Raw genomic sequence first — 19,336 nt, 5'->3', positions numbered from 1 at the left:
CGGAATGCCGCAGGTGCGGCGAGCCGGATGAGGGGGCTAAAGCAGGCATGGCGAACGGCAAGAGAAGAATCGCAAGGACGAAAAGCCTTGCGGCACTAGCGGCAGTGTTTTCGGCCTGTGTGTGTTTGGGCCCCGGATTTGCCGGTCGCGCCAACGCACAGGAGAAGTCCATCACTTTAGGCGAATCAGTCCAGCATGTGACCTTGCCTCCGAACGAGACGCTGACGCTCAATACAGGCCAGCCCTTCGGCGATCTTGTCATCGGCAGCGCCGATATGATCGACGTGGTGCCGCTTTCCGACAAGTCGCTGTTCATCCGCGGCAAAAAGCCAGGCGCCACCAATATTTCGGTCTATGGCGACGACAAGTCGCTGCTTGGGGTCATCGACATCCGCGTTGCGAGCGATTTCAGCGAAGTCGCTTCCGCCATTCGCTCTGCCGCGCCCTCGGCTCGGGTCAGGGTCATCAACTCCAACGATCGCATTCGCCTGACAGGCTTCGTCCGTGACGGCATCGAACTGCAGCGGGTGATGGAAATCGCCCAATCCTATTCCGACCAGCCGGTGCTGAACCAGTTGCGCGTCAGTGACAGCCAGCAGGTGATGCTAGAGGTCCGTGTCATCGAAGCCTCGCGCCAGACGGGTCGTGACCTCGGGATCGGTTGGTCCGGGCAGGGCAGCAACAACCGCATCGGCAAGGCTACGACCAGCCAGGGGATCACCGTGGACGACAGCGGCAATCTGGCCCGCACCCTCCTTGACCCCAAGGGGGCGGCAACGGGGGCGCTGCCCTTCGGTCAGTTGATTGCCAAGGTGCTGGAAATCTCCGGCGGCCATATCGACGTGGTCATCAACGCCCTCGAGCAGAAGGGATTGGTGCGCCGCCTGGCTCAGCCGAACCTCATCGCCATGAGCGGCTCGACCGCGAGCTTCCATGCCGGCGGTGAAGTGCCGATCCTGAAGACGACGAACAACGGCACGACTGTCGCCACCGAGACGGACTATCGCCCATTCGGTGTGCGGCTGACCTTCAAGCCGGTGGTTCTTGATGATGGTCTCATCAACCTGGAGATCGAGCCTGAGGTTTCCGAGATTGATCCGTCGATCAACGTCAACGGCAATCCCGGATTCATCTCGCGCGCTGCCAGCACCACGGTCGCGCTCCGCGACGGCCAGAGCTTTGCCTTGGCGGGCCTGCTGCAGTCGATCAATGCCAAAGACATCCAGCAATTGCCGGGACTCGGGCAGATACCAGTGCTCGGCGCTCTGTTCCGTTCGACGAGTTTCCAGAAGAAGGAATCCGACCTCGTCATCGTCGTCACGCCACACATTGTGCGCCCGGCCCGCCCGGGTGAGGACCTCTATAGTCCGCTCGATCAGACGCGTTCGTCCAACGACGTCGAGCTCTTCGCGCTCGGTGTCCTGGAAGTCGACAAGGACATGCTCCGACGCTTTCGAAATGGCGTAGGTGTGACCGGGCCTTATGGCCACCGTCTCGACTTGAACCAGGGAGTCCAAGCCGTTGCTACAAAACGCTAAGCGCGTCCTTCTCGTCCTTGCAGCCGCCGGCCTCGCTTCCGGCTGCGCCGACTATATGAACCATCGCGACACGATCACCTTCGGGGTCGGGAACGCCGTAGAAGCGAACAAGGCCATCCATATCCAAGACCCGTTCCCGCCGGAAGCCCAGCGAACTCAAATCGCAAGCGACGGGAAGGTGATCCGGAGGGTGGTCACTCAATATCAGAACGGCGGGCTGGGCGTTGTTCAGCCGTCGCCGGCCATGGGGGCGAATGGGGCCTCCAACGGGGCGACCGCCAGCCAGTAGCTGGCGAAAGGCATGAACGGCGGCAGCGCCGGAGGGAAATGCACGAAAAGGGGTCGTCACGGCGATAGCGCCGTGACGGGGGGACGCCAATGCTCAGCAGGGTTGTCATACGCTTCTGGAACGATCATCGCGGCTATGTCATCGCATTGACGCTGATCGCCATGCCAATGCTTCTCGGCTTTTCGCTGCTGATTATTGATGTCGGACGCAGCAGCAACCTGCATACCGATCTCCAGAACGCGGTCGATGCGATGGCGCTGGCCGGGGCCCGCGAACTCGATGGCCGCGACGACGCTATTACGAGGGCGCAGACGGCGATCGAGAAAATCGCCAACAGCGCCGCTTTCTCCGGCGGTGGGACCGGCATGTCCCTTGGCTCGAGTATCAGCGTGACCTATGACGCCGGCAACGATGCCGGAAGCACTGTTACCGTGCTTTTCCTGAAGAGCATCCCGGCCAACGACGATACGCCCATCCCGGCTTCGATGGAAACGACAGAGCCCAGCGAAGCCTCCTATGCCTGGGTCATCGCCAAGCCTCAGGCAATGCAGACGATTTTTCCGATTCCCGTTGGCTTCAACCGCGATACGATCAACATCGCTGCCGACGCCGTGGCCGTCTACCACGCCAGCGCCTGCGACGTGACGCCGATCTTTATCTGCAATCCGTTCGAGCCTGCTGGCAACACCAGTGAAAGCGCCGACGCAGATGCCGCAGCCGCCTTGCACACCAATTTTGCGGCCGGCAATCTCTACGGGCGACAGATCGAGCTTCACAGCACAGCATCCTCCAATCCCGGGCCCGGCAATTTCGGCTTTCTGCGAACCCCCTTGGGCAATGGTGCGTCTGTGTTGGCGGAGGCTCTTGCCACCGGCAACCCCGGCGCCTGCTACACACAGGACAATCTCGATACCGAGACCGGCGCAATGGCGGGGCCTATCGAGGACGGGGTGAATACGCGCTTCGGCTTTTATGCCTCCTCGTTCAATAGCGCGAAGGGAGATTATCGTTACCGTCCTGCGCGAAACGTACGCTCCGCTCGGACAACCACCAAGGGAAAGCCGGGCTGCGATACCTATGCTCCGGTCATGGTCGGAGACGTTGTCGGCGATGCGACCAAGGCTTTGCCGCTCGGCTACGGAGCGGCCATGAGCTCGCTTGCCGGCGGCAAGATCAGCAGCGGCAACAATTGGAACTACACGACCTATTGGAATGTCGCGCAGGGCACGGCTGCGCCCTCGGTGAGCACGGTCCTCAGCAACTACTCCAGCTATCCCCCGCAGGCGACCGGAACACCGAGCCAGCCCTCCGCCTACGACGTTTATCGTTACGAGCTTGCTAACCCGTCTCTGATCAACCATGCCTCGGCGAATGGCGAAACCGGCAAACCGACAACCGGCGGCCAGTGCTATACCGGCCCGGACCTTTCGAACTATACCGCGGCTGAATATGGTGATCGCCGCGAAATCTTCTCAGCCATCGTCAATTGTGGCTATGAAGCCTCAGTCGGGCATCTGAATGGTCATAAGGCCACCCGCGCCGTGGCCTTCGCGCGCATGTTCCTGACCAAGCCGGCGATAAAGGATTCCAGCGAACGATACCTGTCCCTGGAGATGATCGACATCACCGGCAAGGGTGGTCGCGGTACGGCAGACGAATTCCTGCGGGAAGAAGCGGAGTTGGTCAGATGATGGCGCTCCGCAAGTTTATCTTGCATCAGCTTTGCCTCGGCTTCTGGCGGCGGGAGGAGGGCGCAGTGCTTGCCGAGGCGCTGCTCGCGATCCCCTTTGTGACGCTCTTTGCCGCTGCCATACTGGAGTTTGGCAGCATTTTCTGGCAGCGGATGCAGATCGACGCAGGTCTGCGGGATGCTGGGCGGTACCTCTCGCGATGCCGACCGCTGTCGGGAACTTATGTGCCGACATGCAATCAGGCAACGGCAAAGACGATCGCTTTTTACGGAACGCAGACACCTGCGGCAAACGCTCAACCGCGCGTCCCCGGCTGGAACGACCCTGCCGACATTACCATCAGTGCGCCCGATGCCGATGGGAACATTACCATTTCCACTGCGCATCTCTACCAGAGCTCGCCGGTATTCGGCTTTCTTGGAATCGACGCTATCACCCTCAGTTCCTTCCATGAAGAGAGATATATCGGATGGTGATCTTTCGGCAGATCAAGACATTCTGGCAGGATAGCAGTGGTGTCAGCCTTGTCGAAGCGTTGCTGACCTTTCCGATCGTCATGCTGGTATTCGCCGCCTTCATCGAGTTCGGCTATGCCATGTCGCAGTGGAATCAGACGGTCAAGGCGCTGCAATATGGTGCCCGACTGGCGGCAGTATCAGATCCGCTGACAACCAATTTCAATGCCGTTTTCCCGACCGACGCTGCCGATCCGCTCAACAACGGCAAAGCCACTCCGAACGATGCCACGATATCGTCGACCTGCGGACCGGCTCTTGCCAATTGCAGCATGGCGGCATTGAACCGCATCGTCCTGGGAAGCGATGGCGTTTGCAACGTAGGAACCGATCCGTATCCCGGCATTTGTGACCTTAACTGGCGCATCAAGCGGGAGAATCTGGTTGTCACCTATCAGCGATCGGGACTTGGCTATTGGGGCCGCCCTGACGGGCCCGTGGTGACGATGCGGCTGGAGGTGCGTGACATCACCTTCGATCTGCCGATCCTCGGCGGGCTGTTGGGATTGAACGACGTCACCATCCCGGCCCATCCGGTGACGATCACGACGGAAGACCTGAAGACCTGCTCGACCTGCTGATTCCTTAATTATAGCGTAGGAAAGCGAAAATGACAGCGCACATGAACATTGCCGCATCCGCTAAGATCCTGGTTCTCTCCGACGACGCGGCTGCAGCGAGCTTCATGCTCGATACGTTCGGGTCGCTTTCGCGTTATGATGTCCGCCATTTCTCGCTGAAGGCGCTCGGAGAAAAGGGCCGGCTCGATCCGACGCAGTTCGACCTGATCGTTCTCGATGTCGACAATGGGGAATTGCTGCAGCAACCGGAGCTCTTCGCGTTTCGTACCAGCTACCGGGACATTCCGCTCGTCGTCGTTTCCGAAGACCTGCCGGACGACATGATGCGGCTGCTCTTCCGCCTGAACGGCAATGACTGGCTGAAGAAGCCGCTGGAGCGCCGCGCCCTGATCGACATGATTTCGACCCATGCGCCAGGCACCGGGGCAAGCGACAGCCGGGTGCATGCCGTGGTCTCAGCCGTCGGTGGCGCGGGCGCCAGCATGATCGCTTCGTCGCTTGCGCATTCACTGGCTCAGCCGACCAAGAACTCGACGCCGCGGGTAGACCTGTTCGATACTGATTTTTGCTCCGGGGCGCTTGGCTACTATCTCAATCTTGTGAACGACTATGACTTGAAACCGGTCATCGCCAATCCTTCCCGGGTCGATCTTGAATTCATCGATCTCGTCCGAAAGCGGCATCCGGGCGGCTTTTCACTGCTTTCCTTCAAACAGCCGTCAGTCCTTCTGTCGCCGAAGGGCGGTGAACTCGTGCTGCGTATGCTCGACGTGGCCGCCTTCGAGAGCGACCACACGGTCGTCGACGTCCCCTATTATGACACGCCATGGAAATACGAGGTGCTCACTTCGGTCAACAGCATCTACATCGTCACCGAAATGACGATCCCCGCGCTTTCCCAAGCCAAGGATTTATTCACCAATCTGGCGCGGTTGCGAGGCAGCTCGGATCAGATATTCATCGTCATCAACAAATACCGCGCCAAGCTTTTCGGCCTCGGCCTGCGCCGACAACAAACGGAGAAGATATTCAAGGACATCCCGACGCATGTCATTGCGGATGACTGGGATACATTGAGCGAAGCGGTCAACCGCGGCGTGCTGCCAGTTCAGGTGAATTCCCGGGCGCGATTCTGCGGCGCGGTCAGTAAACTTGGAGCATTGGTGCGATGAAGGCGATTGACAGTGGCCGCGTAAGGTCCTGCGTCGGCCTTGTGGTTCTGGCCATTCTGGCCGTTGCTGGGGATGCTGCGGCAGGCGGACTTGTGCCTCGAAGCCTTGGGCCGACGACAAGCACCGTGGTGACGGTCGAAAGAGGCTACGCCGCTGGAACGATCGTCATCGTCAGCGCGAACCGTACGCTGGATCTCGTGATCTCCGATGGACGCGCGATCCGTTACAAGATCGGCGTCGGACGTGACGGATTTCGCTGGAGCGGGACCGTCAAGGTTGGACGCAAGGCAGAGTGGCCTGACTGGCGCCCGCCTGCCGAGATGAAGGCGCGCGCGGCCGGACTTCCTGACCTGGTGCCTGCCGGTCCGCTCAATCCCTTGGGTGCTCGCGGGATCTATCTCTTCAAGGGCGGGACCGACACGCTCTACCGCATTCACGGAACGAACGAGCAGTCGACGGTCGGCGATTTCGCCTCATCGGGCTGTTTTCGCATGAGCAATGCCGACGTCATCGATCTCTATGAGAGGGTGAAAGTCGGTTCCACGGTCATTGTAAAATAGTTCAGGGGTGGGAAGCATGGCGAACGGCATCATGGGGCGTTTCTACAAGCATCAGCAGGAGCCTGAAGGCCGCCAACATCCGGAGGCGGCCGACCTGTCTCTCGTCGCAGCTCAGAACATGCCTGCCCGACCGGTCTCTGACAGCGCCACGGCGAGTGGCGAAGAGGCGTCGCTCGGGCCGGACATGGTTTCCGAGCGGGTCAATCTGCACCGTTACCTGCTCGATCGTATCAACCTCGGGATCCTCGACACGCTCGACAACGAGGAGATTGCGACCGAGATCCGGCCGTTGGTTAAGGACTATATCCGGAGTAACAACTTTCCGCTGAATGCCAAGGAAATCAACGATCTGATCCGCGATATCACCGACGAGATGCTCGGGCTGGGACCGATCGAGCCGCTGCTGGCCGACGAGACGATCGCAGATATTCTCATCAACGGCTACAGCAGCGTCTATGTCGAGCGGAGCGGCAAGCTTGAAAGCACCGCCGTGCGTTTCAAGGACGAGGACCATCTCCTTCGGGTGATCAACAAGATCGTCTCGGCCGTCGGCCGCCGCGTCGACGAATCGACGCCGATGGTCGACGCCCGCCTCAAGGATGGCTCACGTGTCAACGTCGCCATCAGGCCGATCTCGGTCGATGGACCGCTCGTTTCCATCCGCAAATTCACCCGCAAGCCGCTGACATTGGAGCGCCTCGTGCAATATGGCGCCATGGCCGATGCGATGCGCATCCTTCTCAGCGCCGCCGTCAAGGGCAAAGTGTCGATGGTGATTTCAGGCGGCACCGGTTCCGGCAAGACCACCTTGCTCAACGCTCTCTCCTCGCAGATTTCTCCCAAGGAGCGCCTGATCACCATCGAGGATGCGGCCGAACTCCAACTGCAGCAACCCCATGTCGGGCGTTTGGAAACCCGACCGCCGACGCTCGACGGACGCAACGAGATCCGTCAACGCGAACTTTTGAAAAATGCTCTTCGCATGCGTCCCGACCGCATCATCGTCGGCGAAGTCCGTGGCGACGAGGCGTTCGACATGCTGCAGGCGATGAATACTGGTCACGAGGGGTCGATGACGACTATTCACGCCAACACGCCCCGCGACGCCGTCGGCCGACTCGAACAGATGGTCGGCATGGCCGGGATGCCGATGTCGCAGTTGAGCATTCGCTCGCAGATCTCGTCGGCCATCACCATCATCGTGCAGGTCCAGCGCTTGAGCGACGGCAGCCGCAAAGTTGTCTCGATTTCCGAGATCACCGGCATGGAGGGCGAAGTCGTGCAGATGCAGGAGATTATGAAGTTCAAGAAAATCGGCACTGAAGAAGGCGGGCGGATCCATGGCGAATTCCGCGCCACCGGCATCCGGCCGCGATTCGTCGAGGAATTTGCGGAACTCGGGATCGAGATTCCCGTGGCAATCTTTGATCCCGGTAAACCGCTCCAAACGGGACCTGTTCAATGACCCTGACTCTCGTTTACGCTGCCGTTTTCACCGCGGCCCTTGTCGCTGTTGAAGCGATTATGCGCGGCTACTTCAAGACATCCGAACGCCACCGCGCCGTGAACCATCGGTTGAGCTTGCTCGAGGTCAGCGATGATCATCGCAAGACCTATAGCGATATGCTCAAGGAGCGCGGTGTCGCCGGCGGTTGGCGGCAAACCCCCATCATGCAGCGGCTGCTGCGGTTCTACGCCCAGTCGGGAATCAAGTTCGATGCCAGGCGATTTGCTCTCTTCGCGATCGCTGGCGCACTTTTGACGTGGCTGGCAGTTCAGTTCCTCGTGCCGAGCACTCTGTTTAGAATACCCGTCTTTCTTCTGATCTGCCTGCTCATCCCCGCATTGGTCGTCTGGCGCGCCCGGGCGAGCCGCATGAAGAAATTCGAGCTGAAGCTTCCTGAAGCGCTCGATGTCGCCAATCGCAGCCTGGCCGCAGGCCACCCGCTGCCGGCGGCGATTTCTTTGGTGGCACGCGAGATGCCTGATCCGATCGGCACCGAGTTCGGCCTCCTCTCGGATGAACTCACCTACGGCGTGACGCTGGACGATGCCCTTGTGAACTTAGCCGATCGGGTCGGCGTCGAGGACCTGAATCTGCTTGCGATATCGTTGAGCGTACAGGCGGGAACCGGCGGCAATCTCGTGGAAATCTTGCAGAACCTTTCGAAAACGCTGCGAGACCGGTCGATGCTCAAGGCAAAGGTGAGGGCGATTTCGTCTGAAGGACGCATAACGGCGATCTTCATGTCGATCTATCCGTTTTTGCTCTACGCGATGATCAAGGCGTTGTCGCCGACCTACTTCGACCCCGTCTGGGACAGCGGCCACGGAACCGCCGTTGTGAGCATTCTGCTGGCCGTCATGGCGATCGGGAATGTCATTCTCTACAAGATGGTCAACTTCGAGTACTGAGGCGGTCATGTCGAGCGAGTATGGAATCTACCTCATCGTCTTCTTTGCAGTGCTGATATTTTCGGCGGCAGCCTCGGAATTGTTTTTTCGACAGCGCGAGGTCTCGGTTCGGGTGTCGAAGAGCTCGGCGGTGGGCGACGACTTCCATGTTGGCGATACGACGATTGCCGATCTCGGCGAGGCGGAAAACCGCCTGATCCGCCGCTATTTCGAAATTACGCGACGTGACACGAATCTGAACTCCACCCAGAACCGACTGATTCGGGCGGGCTATTTTGCTGCCGGCGCGGTGACCACCTTCCAGGTGGTCCGCGCGGTGATTTGTATCTGCATGCTGGTCGGGGCGGTCTGGGCCCTAAACCGGATCGCGCCGAACATGCCGCAGATAGGCGCCCTGATCATTGCCATGTTTGCTGCGGGCGCGACCTTTATTCTCGTCAACATTTATATCGACCGGCGTGGCACCGCCAAGGAGAGGGAATACCGCCGTCTCTTTCCCGATTTCATGGATATGCTGATCGTCTGCCTCGATGCAGGGATGAGCATCGAAGCGGCCGCGAACCGTGTTGCCCGGGAATTCGTGGACAAGCAGCAGGACTTCGGCCTCCATCTCTCGATCATGATGCTGGAAGTTCGGGGCGGCCGGCGACTGCGTGAGGCGCTCGCTAACCTGGCCACCCGCCTGAGAATCGACGAGGCCCGGGCCCTGTCCGTTCTGTTCCGCCAATCGGAGGAGCTCGGGACCAGCGTCACGCAGACGCTGCGGGTCTACAGCAAGGAAATGCGCGACCTGCGTATTGTGCGCGCCGAGGAAAAGGCGAACGCCTTGCCGGTCAAGATGCTGCTGCCGCTGGGCGCGTTCCTTTTTCCGGTAAGCCTCGTCATTGTGCTTGTGCCCGTTGTTATGCGTGTCATCAGTCTTCTTGTCGGCATGAAACCCGGCGGTTAAGCCAAGCGAGGTCGTATGCAGTATTCGCTCGAACACAATCGTGACGCCATTTCCCTCGATCCGCGTATGCCGATCGCACCGGGAAGTATAGAGCAAGCGGGATTGGATCAGTCGTTCCTGCTTCGGCTGGCCGCAAAATGTGCGGCCGAGCAGGATACGACCACGGCCTCTCATCTCGCTGACCGCATGAGATTGCCGAAAGTGATCGTCAATATCCTGATCAAGGAACTGGTGAAACTCGCCTATCTCGAGGCCCGCGGCCTGGCGGGTGAGGATGTGCGATCCGATGTCCGCTATGCACTGTCGATGAAGGGGTTCGAATATGCCCACGCGGCGTCGCGTCAAAGCCAATATGTCGGGCCGGCGCCGGTGTCGCTGGATGCGTTCTGCCGGCAAATCTCTTTGCAGTCCATCCATCACGAGCGGGTGACCCCCGAGCGGCTAACCGAGAGCCTTGAGGGGCTGGTGCTCTCGCACACCCTGGTCGAAAAGCTTGGTCCGGCCCTGAACTCCGGTCGCTCCATCCTGCTTTACGGACCGCCCGGCAACGGAAAGACGAGCATCGCCGAGCGGACGTCGCAACTGTTTCGCCAAACCATCTGGGTGCCCTATGCCATCGAGGTCGGCGGCCATGTCATCAGTTTCTATGACGAGGCAGTGCACCACCCTGTCTCCGAGGCTGACACGGATTTCCATCCGAAAGCGGATCGACGATGGATCGAATGCCGCCGTCCGGTGATCAAGACGGGCGGAGAATTGACCCTCGATCAACTCGATCTCACCTTCAATGCCGGGCCAAATGTCTATGAAGCGCCCATACACTTGAAAGCGTCCGGCGGCGTCTTCATCATCGATGACTTCGGGCGTCAGCAGGTGGCGCCGCAGGCGCTCATCAATCGCTGGATTGTGCCGCTCGAGCGCGGATACGACTTCCTGACGCTGCACACCGGCAAGAAGTTCAAGGTTCCCTTTGACGAGTTGGTCGTCTTTTCGACGAATATCGCACCGAAGGACCTCTCCGACGAGGCGGGCTTGCGGCGCCTCAAATACAAGATCTATGTGAACACGCCTTCGCGTGACGAATACATCAGAATTTTCAAATCCTATGCCAGCGGTGCCGGATTGGCCGTCCGTGATCCAGACCTGCACCTGTTCTACGATCGCAAGTACAACGGCGATGTGCTAGCGTCTTGCTATCATCCGAAATATCTTTTGGATTTTGTCGGTTCTTACTGCGAGTTCAATGGCATAGAGAGAATCGCGTCGCTCGATATGCTGGACCGCGCCTGGGAAGGTGTATTCACGTCGGAATGATCGCGGACCTTGCGCCGAGCGCGGCGTCCTGATTCAATCCAGTTAACGACTTACGGGGAGTAAACGAATGACCAGCATCCCGAGCATCGACGGCGAAGCAGGCGGCGCGAGACCAAGCAACATGCGAGTGATTGAGCCGAGAGCCTCAAGAAACCCACTCATCGTCGGTCTGCTCCTTATACTCTTGCCCGTGAATGCTGGCGTACTCATCTATACTGCCAAAAACTCAGCGGATGTGCGCGAGAGCCGCGAGAGCATCGCAGCGCTCAAAAGGTCCATTGAGGGCCTGAGAGGACAAATGGAAAAGCAGTCGGACAAGATCGCGAGCAACGCCAAGGCCGACGAACTCGCACTTATCCGTCAAGAGATGGATAGCCTGCAAAAGTCCATTTTGTCGATGAACGAGGGGATGCGCAACGACATAAGCAGTGCGCGCATGGGCTCAGCTTTGGTCCTGAGCGCGCCCGGCAAGGAGCCGGCGCAGTTTTTCGCACCTCGCACCGCGCCAGCGGAAACTCAAATGCTGGATAGCACTCTTGCGTCCATTGAAGCGGGCGGCATTCCAGTCAATAACCTGCCGCGTTACGAACGAACGCTCTCACCGCAAGGCCAGCTCATCCTTCGAAAGGCACGGTAAACACCGACTTCGCCGAAATCTCCAAGGCAATCGGTGGACGCGGCCAGGGACGACGTGCCTCGCTCATATCCAGGGCGCTCTCATCTCGACACAGATTGCCGATCGCCGAGAGGCGCTATCAGCGCTGAGCATACTTCACGCTGTTCTTCATCAATTCGAGATTACGGGCCGTGACTTCGTTTCCGGGATCGAGCTCATAGGCTTTCAGGAAGTACCGCCTGGCAGTACGCAAGTCACCGCGTAACAGGTGAGAATATCCGACATTGTTGTAATAGACCGGGGTGTTGCCGATCATTCGGGAGAGCTGCTGGTAGGCGCGGTCCGACGTGTCGAAGCGGGCAACCATGTCGGCCGAGGCCGCGAGGCCGAGCCAGGCGGCTGGATCTTGCGGAAACACATCAACCGCTCGCTTGTAGATGGCGTAGGATTTTCCGTAGTTCTTTTCCTGGAACTGCAATTTCCCGTTGGTTATCAACTCGTCGTTCTTATAGAAGGCAACGGCTGAGTCATCCTCGAGGGTCTTTGCACTATCGCCATAAGCAGCGAGGCCATCGCTGGATGACTGGCAACCAGCTAAAATCGCTCCAGCCGCTATCAAAAACGCGATGCATTTGGTCCCAGCTCTGATCTGCAACATTGGCAATTTGATCCCCCATCAGACATTCTTACCAAAGATCCGGATGCGCTCACCGGAAATCATCGTAAAAAAAAGCTAACAACTCAAGAATTTGAGCAATTAGTCACAAAAAAGCGACAGAGGCGGTCTACGCCCGAACGCGTCAGCATGATAAATGCCAACCATTCAAAGTTGGTATCATGCGTTCGGTGATTCTCAGAGTAGAAAATTAATCTACGTCGCCTACCCTGCTCTCAGGTCAAAGGATCGGACGCCCTATGCGGATCGCTATTTTCACACTGATGCGACTTGGGCCATCACTTGCTTACGCGATAGCATCGACGTTCATCCTCAGCATGCTGCTCTTGGAAAGCTACCCCTCGAGCGCCTCCGTCTGGTGGCTGCATATGACAATTCTTCCTGTCATGCGCGAGCCGATTTATCTGCTTTTGTCGGTACCCGGCATTGGAATTTGGAGTGCCACGGTCCTGTTGATGCTCGCATCAATTTTTGGGATTCGAGTGGCCCTGCAGCCGCAAAGACACTACCGGTCGGGGTTCATCCATGCCCATATCGCGCTGATCGCAACCGGTCTGACCATGGGACGGGCAGCAGTCGCGCAAGCCGACCTATCCGCCTTTGCGATGCCACAGCTTCAGCGAGGCGACTGGTCGTTCCTGCCGCTATCCTACTCGCCGCTAGGGACTGTCCTTTTTATATCCGTGTTTTTGGCTTGCGTTTGCTGCCATGTAACAATCATCAAGCGTACAATGTCGTTCCGGTAGAAAAACTTAGCGGCGCATGTCCTTCATCAACTTCGCTTAGTCCCTGGCGCTGAGGATCTCGATCGTCCGCTCGTCGAACTTTCCCTGATAAAAACGTTCGATCGCCCGGTGAAAGGGCGAGCCGTGATCGCTGATCGCCGCAAACAAGGTCATCGATGAGCGCAGCTTGAGATCATCAGGCGAGCCGAGGATGTCATGGGCCGATCGGCCGTCGATCGATAAAATCGCCTCGACGCAGCGCAGCAGCCGGCTTGAGAGAGTGGGATCAGCGAGATAGGCGGCGGCTTCCCCGGCCGAGCGTATGGCATATTTTTCCGCCATTGCAGAGGTGCCGAGACCAGCGATCTGCGGGAAGATGAACCACATCCAGTGGGAGGTTTTCCGTCCGGCCTTCAGCTCGGAAAGCGCCTGCTCGTAGACGCCGTTTTGGGCATTGACGAAACGTTCGAGATTGTAATCGATCTTGCCGGCCATGGTTCTTTCCCCTTTTTGCTGTCAATGCAGCCTTGAGCCACAGGGCTCCATGCCTGGCGAAGAAACTTCTCCCCTGGGCGAACAACAATGTCGCCCGGGGTCGTCGGCTTGCTGTCAGCAGACCCGTTCAGCATAGGGGCTGCTGTCACGGCAATGGCCGTAAGGCTGATGATGCGGCGTATCGCCAGGGGTGGCCGCAATGGCCGATGTCGTCACCGGATCCGTCTCGCGGGACGAATATGCGGCAAAACCGACAAAGCTCAAGACAACCAACGCTGCGACCACGACGATGCGCTCGAAACCGGAAAGTTTCTGGGCGCTGACATGTTCCACATAGTCGCGCTCGCCCGGACCAGTAGTTTCGTCCTCTTTCACGTGGAGGGTCACCATATCCTGGCGACGGCTTAAAGGTTCACAATCTGTCATTTTAATTACTCCTGCAACACATGCGGCCGGTCGAAGAGTAACACTCACCCTCGCGTCGAACCGGCTCGGCATGCGTGCATGCATGTGTGTCTTCAATCGCGGCAATTGAAGGGGCAATATCCAAACTCAGTGTTCAAAAATTCGTACCAATAAATGCAAAAGATCGTGAGGCTCTGGCCCGCTCGAATGATCCGGGTTAGTCCTTGGCGGCATCTCTCATCAGGACCGTCCCATGAGCAAATTCTTCGGTGCGATGTCTGTCGCCCAACTTTCCGTCCTCATCCAAGGCGGCGCTGCCGATCCGGTCGATGTGGCCGAGACGGTATTCGAATCCATCGCGGATTTTGCCGACAAGGCGGTCTTCACGACACTGCTCGAAGGTCGGGCGATGGCGGAGGCGCACGCCTCCTCCAAACGTTTGCGGGAAGGGCGCTCGCTCGGTTTGCTGGATGGCATTCCGATCGCCTGGAAGGATCTTTTCGACATTGAGGGTCTGCCAACGACGGCAGGGTCCGTTGTCCTGGCCGCCGATCCGCCCGCCACTCGCGATGCGGCGGTCGTCGGTCTCCTCAGGCAGGCGGGCATGGTCGCCATAGGGCGCACCAATATGAGCGAATTTGCCTTTTCCGGCCTTGGCATCAATCCGCATTACGGCACGCCGGTCAATCCGCGCGGTACCCATCTCCCGCGCATCCCCGGCGGCTCCTCTTCCGGCGCCGGTGTTGCCGTCGCAGCCGGGCTGGTGCCGGTCGCGATGGGCACCGATACCGGCGGGTCGGTGCGCATTCCCGCCGCCTTCAACGGGATCGTCGGCTACAAGGCGACATCAGGCCGTCATGCGATGGACGGCGTCTATCCGCTGGCAAAGAGCCTGGATTCGCTGGGGCCGCTCTGCCGCAGCGTCAGGGATGCGGTGTGGATCGATGCGGCGATGCGCGGTCTGACCGCGCCCGATGTCGTCGAGCGTCCGCTGCGGGGGCTGGAATTGCTCGTGCCCGAAAATGTCGTTTTCGATGCCGTGGAACCGGGCGTGACTGCCGCGTTCGAGGCAGCTTTGGAACGCCTTCAAAGCGCCGGCGCCTCTGTTACCCGCACCGTCATTCCAGCCTTCAGCGAAATCTTCGATCTGATGACGAGGTATGGTCCACTGGTGACGGCGGAGGCTTTCGCCCTTCACCAGGAGCGATTGGCGGGACCGGACGCAGACCGTATGGACCATCGCGTCGTCATGCGCACCCGCTTGGGAAGCAGGACGACGGCACCCGATTACATCGCGATCCTCGAAGCCCGCAAGCGCCTCATCGGGGAAGTCAACCGCCTCGTGGGGGACCGCCTCCTGGCCTTTCCCACCGTCGCGCATGTCGCTCCGCCGATCGCGCCGCTGGAAGAGAATGATGAACTCTTCTTCGCCACGAATAACAAGACGCTGCGCAATACCGCACTCGGCAATTTCCTCGACTGGTGCGGCGTCTCGATTCCCTGCGGTACGGGTGAATTCGGCATGCCGGTCGGTCTGCTGCTTTCGGCGACCGCCCGTCGCGACGAGGCGCTGCTGGGGGCGGCACTTGCCGCCGAGGCGGCGGTCCGCGGCGATTTCGTCTGAAATTCGCAATTGAACCGCCCGGTGTTTATTGCCATTGATGGACGAGGAGATCCTGGAGGAAATCACGTGCAAGTTTGGCAGAACGGACGCTTCGCGGTTTCGACCTGGTCGCTGCATCGGCTGCTCGGCGCCGTTCATGGCTATAGCCCCGACCCCGCCAAGAGTGCGGCGCCGAAAGAGCCCTACGGGGCCGGCGGTGCAGCGCTGATCGACATGCCGGCGGCGCTCGCAGTGCGTGGGATCCACCGGCTGGAGGTCTGTTCCTTCCATCTGCCGAGCCTTGATGCCGCTTATCTAACTGAACTCAGCGACGCGATGGCGGTCTCGAACGTGCTGTTCCAGACGCTGCTCGTCGAGGACGGCGATCCAAGCCATCCCGAAACGGCCGAACGAGATGTCAGATGGATGGCAGAGTGGATCGATATCGCGGCGGCGCTCGGGGCGCAAAGAATGCGCGTCATCGCCGGCAAGCAGAAGCCGACGGAGGAAAACCTTGCCCGTGCCGCCCGCCATCTTGGCTGGCTGGCCGAAAAGGCGGAAGGCAGCGGCGTGCGTGTTGTCGTCGAGAACTGGTTCGACCTGCTGCCGTCACCGGTCGAGATGAACTGGCTGCTGGACCGGCTGGACGGCAAGGTCGGGCTCAACGGCGATCTTGGCAACTGGGCGGCGCCGGAAAAATATCCGGGCCTTGCCGATATCATGCGCCGGGCGGAAATCTGCCACGCCAAGGCGGACTATAACGCTGTGGGTCTCGATGCCGAGGATTACCGCAAATGCCTGAAGATGTGCGAGACGGCCGGTTACGCCGGTCCTTTCATGCTGATTTACGACTCGCCGTTCTTCCCCGACGAATGGGATGGCATTCTGCTGCAAAAGGCGTTCATCGAGGCTTTCCTGCGTGAGGCGCCGGCGCGCAGGTCGGCTTAAAAGCCTATTCCTGGCGCGGGAACCTCTGGCTTTCCTCCAGCACGTTCAGATCCATGTGGTTGCGCATGTAGCGCTCAGAGGCTTTCTGCAGCGGTTGATAATCCCAGGGATAATAGGCGCCGTTGCGCAGCGCGGCGTAGACCACCCAGCGGCGCGCCTGGCTTTCACGCACGGCTGCGTCGAAATCGCCAAGATTCCAGCGCCGGCTGGCCTGTTCGACCAGCCGCGCCAAAGTGTCGGCATGCGCCGGGTCGACCGCCAAATTCTCGAGTTCTTGCGGATCGGCCTCGAGGTCGAACAGCATCGGCGGGTCCTTCTCGCAGAGCGAGAGCTTGTAGCGCCCGTCCCTGAGGCAGACGAGCGGCGCCTCGGACCCTTCCGCGGCATATTCCATCGGCACGGGACCACGGCTGCCGCTGCCCTCGGCAAGCGCTGCGAGATCCCAGCCTTCGGTCCATGGCCTCAACGAGGCGATATCGATCCCGATGAGGCCGGCGAGCGTCGGTGTCACGTCAAGGGTGGAGACGGGCTGGTCGATGCGCTTCGGCTTCCAGCCCGGCGCCGCGATCATCAGCGGAACGCGGGCCGAACCTTCGAAGAAGTTCATCTTGAACCAGAGGCCGCGATCGCCGAGCATGTCGCCATGGTCGGAGACGAAGAGGATGATCGTGTTATCGGCCATGCGGCTGCGTTCCAGCACATCGAGAATCTCGCCGATCTTCTCGTCGACATAGGAGATGTTGGCGAAATAGCCGCGTCTTGCCCGCTTGACCTCTTCGCGGCTGATGTCGAAAGCATCGTGGTCGCAGGCTTTCATCAGACGCTGCGAATGCGGATCCTGCTGTTCATAGGCGATCGGCGCAACCGCCGGGTCGAGGGCAGGGCAGTCCTGATAGAGATCCCAGAATTTGCGGCGCGCGACATAGGGGTCGTGCGGATGGGTGAAGCTGACGGTCAGGCACCAGGGGCGCTCGTCATGGCCACGCGAGAGGTCGTAGAGTTTCCGTGTGGCGTGATAGGCGACCTCGTCGTCATATTCCATCTGGTTGGTGATTTCGGCCACGCCGGCGCCGGTGACCGAGCCGAGATTGTGGTACCACCAGTCGATGCGCTCGCCGGGCTTGGTGTAGTCGGGCGTCCAGCCGAAATCGGCGGGGTAAATGTCTGTCGTCAGGCGCTCTTCGAAACCGTGCAGCTGATCGGGGCCGACGAAATGCATCTTGCCTGACAATGCGGTCTGGTAACCGGCGGCGCGCAGATGATGGGCATAGGTTGGAATGTCGGAGGCGAATTCGGCCGCATTGTCGTAGACGCGCGTCCGGCTCGGCAATTGTCCGGACATGAAGGAGGCCCGCGCCGGCGCGCAGAGCGGGCTTGCCGTATAGGTATTGGCGAAACGCACCGAGCGCTTGGCCAGCGATTTCAGATTCGGCGCGTGCAGAAAGTCGGCAGGGCCATCGGGAAAGAAGGTCCCGTTCAGCTGGTCCACCATCAGGATGAGGATATTCGGGCGCGCCATGTGAATTGCCTTTTGCTATTTGAAGATTTTATTGAAGCGCCTAATATCGCGCCTGTAAAGGCAGCTTTTTTCGATGTCTGCCAAAAAGGATTTTTATGTCAGAACGCACGCCTGAGCTCGGATGGATGCGCCTCTTCGTCGAGGTAGCGCGGCTCGGGAGCTTTTCCGCGGCGGCAGCGCTTCTCGGGTTGAGCCAGCCTGCCGTCAGCTACCAGATCCGACGGCTGGAAGAGCAGTTCGGTGTCGGCCTGCTGCGTCGCCAACATCGGGGCGTCGAATTGACTGCGGAGGGGGAGCGGCTTCTTGAGGTGACCGCAAAAGCGGTCGGCGACATCGACGCGCTCGCCCGCAGTTTCCGCGCCGAAACACAAAGGCCGGTCGTCCGGCTCAGGACGGATTACGCTTTCTCGGCACTTTGGCTGATCCCGCGCATGGATGGCTTTCGTCTTCTGCACCCGGAAACGGATATGCAGATCGTCGCGACGCAGCGGCTTGCAGCCGGATTTCGCGATGAAGCCGATGTCGCGGTGGTTTTCGGTACGCGCGAGGAATTCGGCGCCGTCGGTACACTTCTGTTGCCGGAGAGGGTCGTGCCCGTCTGCACGCGCGGTTTCCTCGATCGCAACGGCCCCTTCGCCGATCCGAGACAGCTTGCCAAGGTGCGGCTCATTCATCTCGACGCGGCGCTGCCATCGCCCTGGTTCGACTGGCGCACATATTTTGCCGAATTCTCCGTCCCGCGCGACAACAATGCCGGCCGCGGCGATATCAGTTTCAATACATACTCCCTGGTCGTCCAGGCCGCTCTCAGTGAGCAGGGCGTGGCGATCGGCTGGATGGGACTCGTCGATACGCTTCTTTCCGCGCACATGCTGGTGCAAGCCGGCCCGCCGCTGGAGGCGCCCGACCGCGGTTACTGGCTGGTGCCACCGCGCTCCCCGAACGTCCACAGCGAGAGGCTCAGCGCCTGGCTGTCGGATGAGGTGACGAGAAATGGTGAGTAGCGGTTGCATTTCTCCTCGGGAGAAGCCTTGTCATCGGCGATGGTGATCGACATTGTGGGGTCGAATCCAAGAAGAAGGTGACTGAAACATGCGAACGATCGGATCTGTCATCGGACTGCTTATGGTTCTGTTCGGGCTGATCTGGATCGGGCAGGGAAGCGGCTATTTTCCCTATCCGGCGTCCAGTTTCATGATCGCCCAAAAGATCTGGATGCTCTGGGGCGCCATATTGGCGGCGGCGGGCATCGTCGTGATCGTCATCATCTCGCGGCGGCGTCGCAGAGGATAAATTGCTGCCGCCGCTTGGCGGCAATCCGGCCG

The 19,336-nt window shown here is 59.7% G+C and carries 21 protein-coding genes; 17 read left to right on the top strand and 4 right to left on the bottom strand.

Annotated features, from left to right (window positions below; all coding sequences use genetic code 11):
* The first annotated feature begins 47 nt into the window (after positions 1-47).
* The 12 genes from B5E41_RS07770 to B5E41_RS07715 all read left to right on the top strand — a co-directional run bounded on the left by B5E41_RS07770 (position 48) and on the right by B5E41_RS07715 (position 11,661).
* Positions 48-1,538: a type II and III secretion system protein family protein gene (locus B5E41_RS07770; protein WP_088392442.1), complete on the top strand. Its 1,491-nt coding sequence runs from the start codon at positions 48-50 to the stop codon at positions 1,536-1,538.
* Complete coding sequence (locus B5E41_RS07765) at positions 1,522-1,827, top strand: hypothetical protein (RefSeq protein ID WP_088392440.1); 306 nt, start codon at positions 1,522-1,524, stop codon at positions 1,825-1,827. Before B5E41_RS07770 ends, B5E41_RS07765 begins: the two co-directional genes overlap by 17 nt.
* Positions 1,828-1,916: 89 nt before the next feature.
* The gene (locus tag B5E41_RS07760; protein WP_088392438.1) at positions 1,917-3,518 is read left to right on the top strand and encodes a TadE/TadG family type IV pilus assembly protein; all 1,602 of its coding nucleotides are present in this window, start codon (positions 1,917-1,919) and stop codon (positions 3,516-3,518) included.
* Positions 3,515-3,994 carry a TadE/TadG family type IV pilus assembly protein gene (locus B5E41_RS07755; RefSeq protein ID WP_085781105.1) on the top strand — a complete coding sequence of 160 codons (480 nt, stop codon included), beginning with the start codon at positions 3,515-3,517 and terminating at the stop codon, positions 3,992-3,994. The genes B5E41_RS07760 and B5E41_RS07755 overlap by 4 nt, the downstream gene beginning before the upstream one ends.
* Complete coding sequence (locus B5E41_RS07750) at positions 3,988-4,614, top strand: TadE/TadG family type IV pilus assembly protein (RefSeq protein WP_088392436.1); 627 nt, start codon at positions 3,988-3,990, stop codon at positions 4,612-4,614. The genes B5E41_RS07755 and B5E41_RS07750 overlap by 7 nt, the downstream gene beginning before the upstream one ends.
* Before the next feature lie 29 nt (positions 4,615-4,643).
* Positions 4,644-5,786, top strand: a complete 1,143-nt coding sequence (locus B5E41_RS07745; RefSeq protein WP_088392434.1) for a response regulator/pilus assembly protein — start codon at positions 4,644-4,646, stop codon at positions 5,784-5,786.
* Entirely contained in the window at positions 5,783-6,346 is a 564-nt protein-coding gene (locus B5E41_RS07740) for a L,D-transpeptidase (RefSeq protein ID WP_088392432.1), read from the top strand. Before B5E41_RS07745 ends, B5E41_RS07740 begins: the two co-directional genes overlap by 4 nt.
* A 16-nt stretch (positions 6,347-6,362) precedes the next feature.
* Positions 6,363-7,811, top strand: coding sequence for a TadA family conjugal transfer-associated ATPase (locus B5E41_RS07735; protein WP_088392430.1), 1,449 nt, complete (start codon positions 6,363-6,365; stop codon positions 7,809-7,811).
* Positions 7,808-8,761 carry a type II secretion system F family protein gene (locus B5E41_RS07730; RefSeq protein WP_088392428.1) on the top strand — a complete coding sequence of 318 codons (954 nt, stop codon included), beginning with the start codon at positions 7,808-7,810 and terminating at the stop codon, positions 8,759-8,761. The genes B5E41_RS07735 and B5E41_RS07730 overlap by 4 nt, the downstream gene beginning before the upstream one ends.
* Before the next feature lie 7 nt (positions 8,762-8,768).
* A complete protein-coding gene (locus tag B5E41_RS07725; RefSeq protein WP_088392426.1) occupies positions 8,769-9,710 on the top strand; it encodes a type II secretion system F family protein in 942 nt (313 codons plus the stop codon).
* 15 nt (positions 9,711-9,725) lie between these two features.
* Positions 9,726-11,024: an ATP-binding protein gene (locus tag B5E41_RS07720; protein ID WP_088392424.1), complete on the top strand. Its 1,299-nt coding sequence runs from the start codon at positions 9,726-9,728 to the stop codon at positions 11,022-11,024.
* A 67-nt stretch (positions 11,025-11,091) separates the two neighbouring features.
* Positions 11,092-11,661 (top strand): hypothetical protein, encoded by a 570-nt coding sequence (locus B5E41_RS07715; protein WP_088392422.1) that lies wholly within the window; start codon positions 11,092-11,094, stop codon positions 11,659-11,661.
* A 118-nt stretch (positions 11,662-11,779) separates the two neighbouring features.
* Here the strand turns inward: B5E41_RS07715 and B5E41_RS07710 are convergent, their stop codons facing one another.
* Positions 11,780-12,298 carry a tetratricopeptide repeat protein gene (locus tag B5E41_RS07710; protein WP_088392420.1) on the bottom strand — a complete coding sequence of 173 codons (519 nt, stop codon included), beginning with the start codon at positions 12,296-12,298 and terminating at the stop codon, positions 11,780-11,782.
* A gap of 257 nt (positions 12,299-12,555) precedes the next feature.
* Between B5E41_RS07710 and B5E41_RS07705 the strand changes: the two genes are divergently transcribed.
* Positions 12,556-13,062 carry a hypothetical protein gene (locus B5E41_RS07705; RefSeq protein ID WP_088392418.1) on the top strand — a complete coding sequence of 169 codons (507 nt, stop codon included), beginning with the start codon at positions 12,556-12,558 and terminating at the stop codon, positions 13,060-13,062.
* A 36-nt stretch (positions 13,063-13,098) separates the two neighbouring features.
* Here B5E41_RS07705 and B5E41_RS07700 read toward each other — a convergent pair whose 3' ends face one another.
* Both B5E41_RS07700 and B5E41_RS07695 read right to left on the bottom strand, forming a co-directional pair.
* Complete coding sequence (locus tag B5E41_RS07700) at positions 13,099-13,536, bottom strand: DUF1810 domain-containing protein (protein ID WP_088392416.1); 438 nt, start codon at positions 13,534-13,536, stop codon at positions 13,099-13,101.
* A gap of 114 nt (positions 13,537-13,650) precedes the next feature.
* Complete coding sequence (locus B5E41_RS07695) at positions 13,651-13,926, bottom strand: hypothetical protein (RefSeq protein ID WP_176439355.1); 276 nt, start codon at positions 13,924-13,926, stop codon at positions 13,651-13,653.
* Positions 13,927-14,194: 268 nt separating this feature from the next.
* On the opposite strand from B5E41_RS07695, the gene B5E41_RS07690 reads away from it, so the two are divergent.
* Together B5E41_RS07690 and B5E41_RS07685 are read left to right on the top strand one after the other, a co-directional pair.
* On the top strand, positions 14,195-15,565 hold the full coding sequence (locus tag B5E41_RS07690; protein WP_088392412.1) for an amidase: 1,371 nt from the start codon (positions 14,195-14,197) through the stop codon (positions 15,563-15,565).
* A 66-nt stretch (positions 15,566-15,631) separates the two neighbouring features.
* Positions 15,632-16,492: a sugar phosphate isomerase/epimerase family protein gene (locus B5E41_RS07685; protein ID WP_088392410.1), complete on the top strand. Its 861-nt coding sequence runs from the start codon at positions 15,632-15,634 to the stop codon at positions 16,490-16,492.
* Positions 16,493-16,496: 4 nt separating this feature from the next.
* On the opposite strand, the gene betC is transcribed toward B5E41_RS07685, so the two are convergent.
* Positions 16,497-18,011: a choline-sulfatase gene (gene betC, locus B5E41_RS07680; RefSeq protein ID WP_088392408.1), complete on the bottom strand. Its 1,515-nt coding sequence runs from the start codon at positions 18,009-18,011 to the stop codon at positions 16,497-16,499.
* Positions 18,012-18,106: 95 nt separating this feature from the next.
* On the opposite strand from betC, the gene B5E41_RS07675 reads away from it, so the two are divergent.
* Positions 18,107-19,015, top strand: coding sequence for a choline sulfate utilization transcriptional regulator (locus B5E41_RS07675; protein ID WP_176439351.1), 909 nt, complete (start codon positions 18,107-18,109; stop codon positions 19,013-19,015).
* Positions 19,016-19,103: 88 nt separating this feature from the next.
* Entirely contained in the window at positions 19,104-19,304 is a 201-nt protein-coding gene (locus B5E41_RS07670; RefSeq protein ID WP_088392404.1) for a hypothetical protein, read from the top strand.
* Positions 19,305-19,336 lie beyond the last annotated feature (32 nt).

The organism is Rhizobium esperanzae, assembly GCF_002204185.1.
In the GTDB taxonomy this organism is placed as follows: Bacteria; Pseudomonadota; Alphaproteobacteria; order Rhizobiales; family Rhizobiaceae; genus Rhizobium; species Rhizobium esperanzae.
Note: the sequence above shows the minus strand (reverse complement) of the source record. Positions and strands in the feature narration are given on the sequence as shown.

Coding starts and splice junctions, on each gene's coding strand:
- B5E41_RS07670 (WP_088392404.1), top strand. CDS start 19,104: ATGCGAACGATCGGATCTGTCATCGGACTGCTTATGGTTCTGTTCGGG.
- B5E41_RS07735 (WP_088392430.1), top strand. CDS start 6,363: ATGGCGAACGGCATCATGGGGCGTTTCTACAAGCATCAGCAGGAGCCT.
- B5E41_RS07710 (WP_088392420.1), bottom strand. CDS start 12,298: ATGTTGCAGATCAGAGCTGGGACCAAATGCATCGCGTTTTTGATAGCG.
- B5E41_RS07750 (WP_088392436.1), top strand. CDS start 3,988: ATGGTGATCTTTCGGCAGATCAAGACATTCTGGCAGGATAGCAGTGGT.
- B5E41_RS07730 (WP_088392428.1), top strand. CDS start 7,808: ATGACCCTGACTCTCGTTTACGCTGCCGTTTTCACCGCGGCCCTTGTC.
- B5E41_RS07755 (WP_085781105.1), top strand. CDS start 3,515: ATGATGGCGCTCCGCAAGTTTATCTTGCATCAGCTTTGCCTCGGCTTC.
- B5E41_RS07725 (WP_088392426.1), top strand. CDS start 8,769: ATGTCGAGCGAGTATGGAATCTACCTCATCGTCTTCTTTGCAGTGCTG.
- B5E41_RS07720 (WP_088392424.1), top strand. CDS start 9,726: ATGCAGTATTCGCTCGAACACAATCGTGACGCCATTTCCCTCGATCCG.
- betC (WP_088392408.1), bottom strand. CDS start 18,011: ATGGCGCGCCCGAATATCCTCATCCTGATGGTGGACCAGCTGAACGGG.
- B5E41_RS07715 (WP_088392422.1), top strand. CDS start 11,092: ATGACCAGCATCCCGAGCATCGACGGCGAAGCAGGCGGCGCGAGACCA.
- B5E41_RS07760 (WP_088392438.1), top strand. CDS start 1,917: ATGCTCAGCAGGGTTGTCATACGCTTCTGGAACGATCATCGCGGCTAT.
- B5E41_RS07700 (WP_088392416.1), bottom strand. CDS start 13,536: ATGGCCGGCAAGATCGATTACAATCTCGAACGTTTCGTCAATGCCCAA.
- B5E41_RS07770 (WP_088392442.1), top strand. CDS start 48: ATGGCGAACGGCAAGAGAAGAATCGCAAGGACGAAAAGCCTTGCGGCA.
- B5E41_RS07740 (WP_088392432.1), top strand. CDS start 5,783: ATGAAGGCGATTGACAGTGGCCGCGTAAGGTCCTGCGTCGGCCTTGTG.
- B5E41_RS07675 (WP_176439351.1), top strand. CDS start 18,107: ATGTCAGAACGCACGCCTGAGCTCGGATGGATGCGCCTCTTCGTCGAG.
- B5E41_RS07690 (WP_088392412.1), top strand. CDS start 14,195: ATGAGCAAATTCTTCGGTGCGATGTCTGTCGCCCAACTTTCCGTCCTC.
- B5E41_RS07745 (WP_088392434.1), top strand. CDS start 4,644: ATGACAGCGCACATGAACATTGCCGCATCCGCTAAGATCCTGGTTCTC.
- B5E41_RS07695 (WP_176439355.1), bottom strand. CDS start 13,926: ATGGTGACCCTCCACGTGAAAGAGGACGAAACTACTGGTCCGGGCGAG.
- B5E41_RS07705 (WP_088392418.1), top strand. CDS start 12,556: ATGCGGATCGCTATTTTCACACTGATGCGACTTGGGCCATCACTTGCT.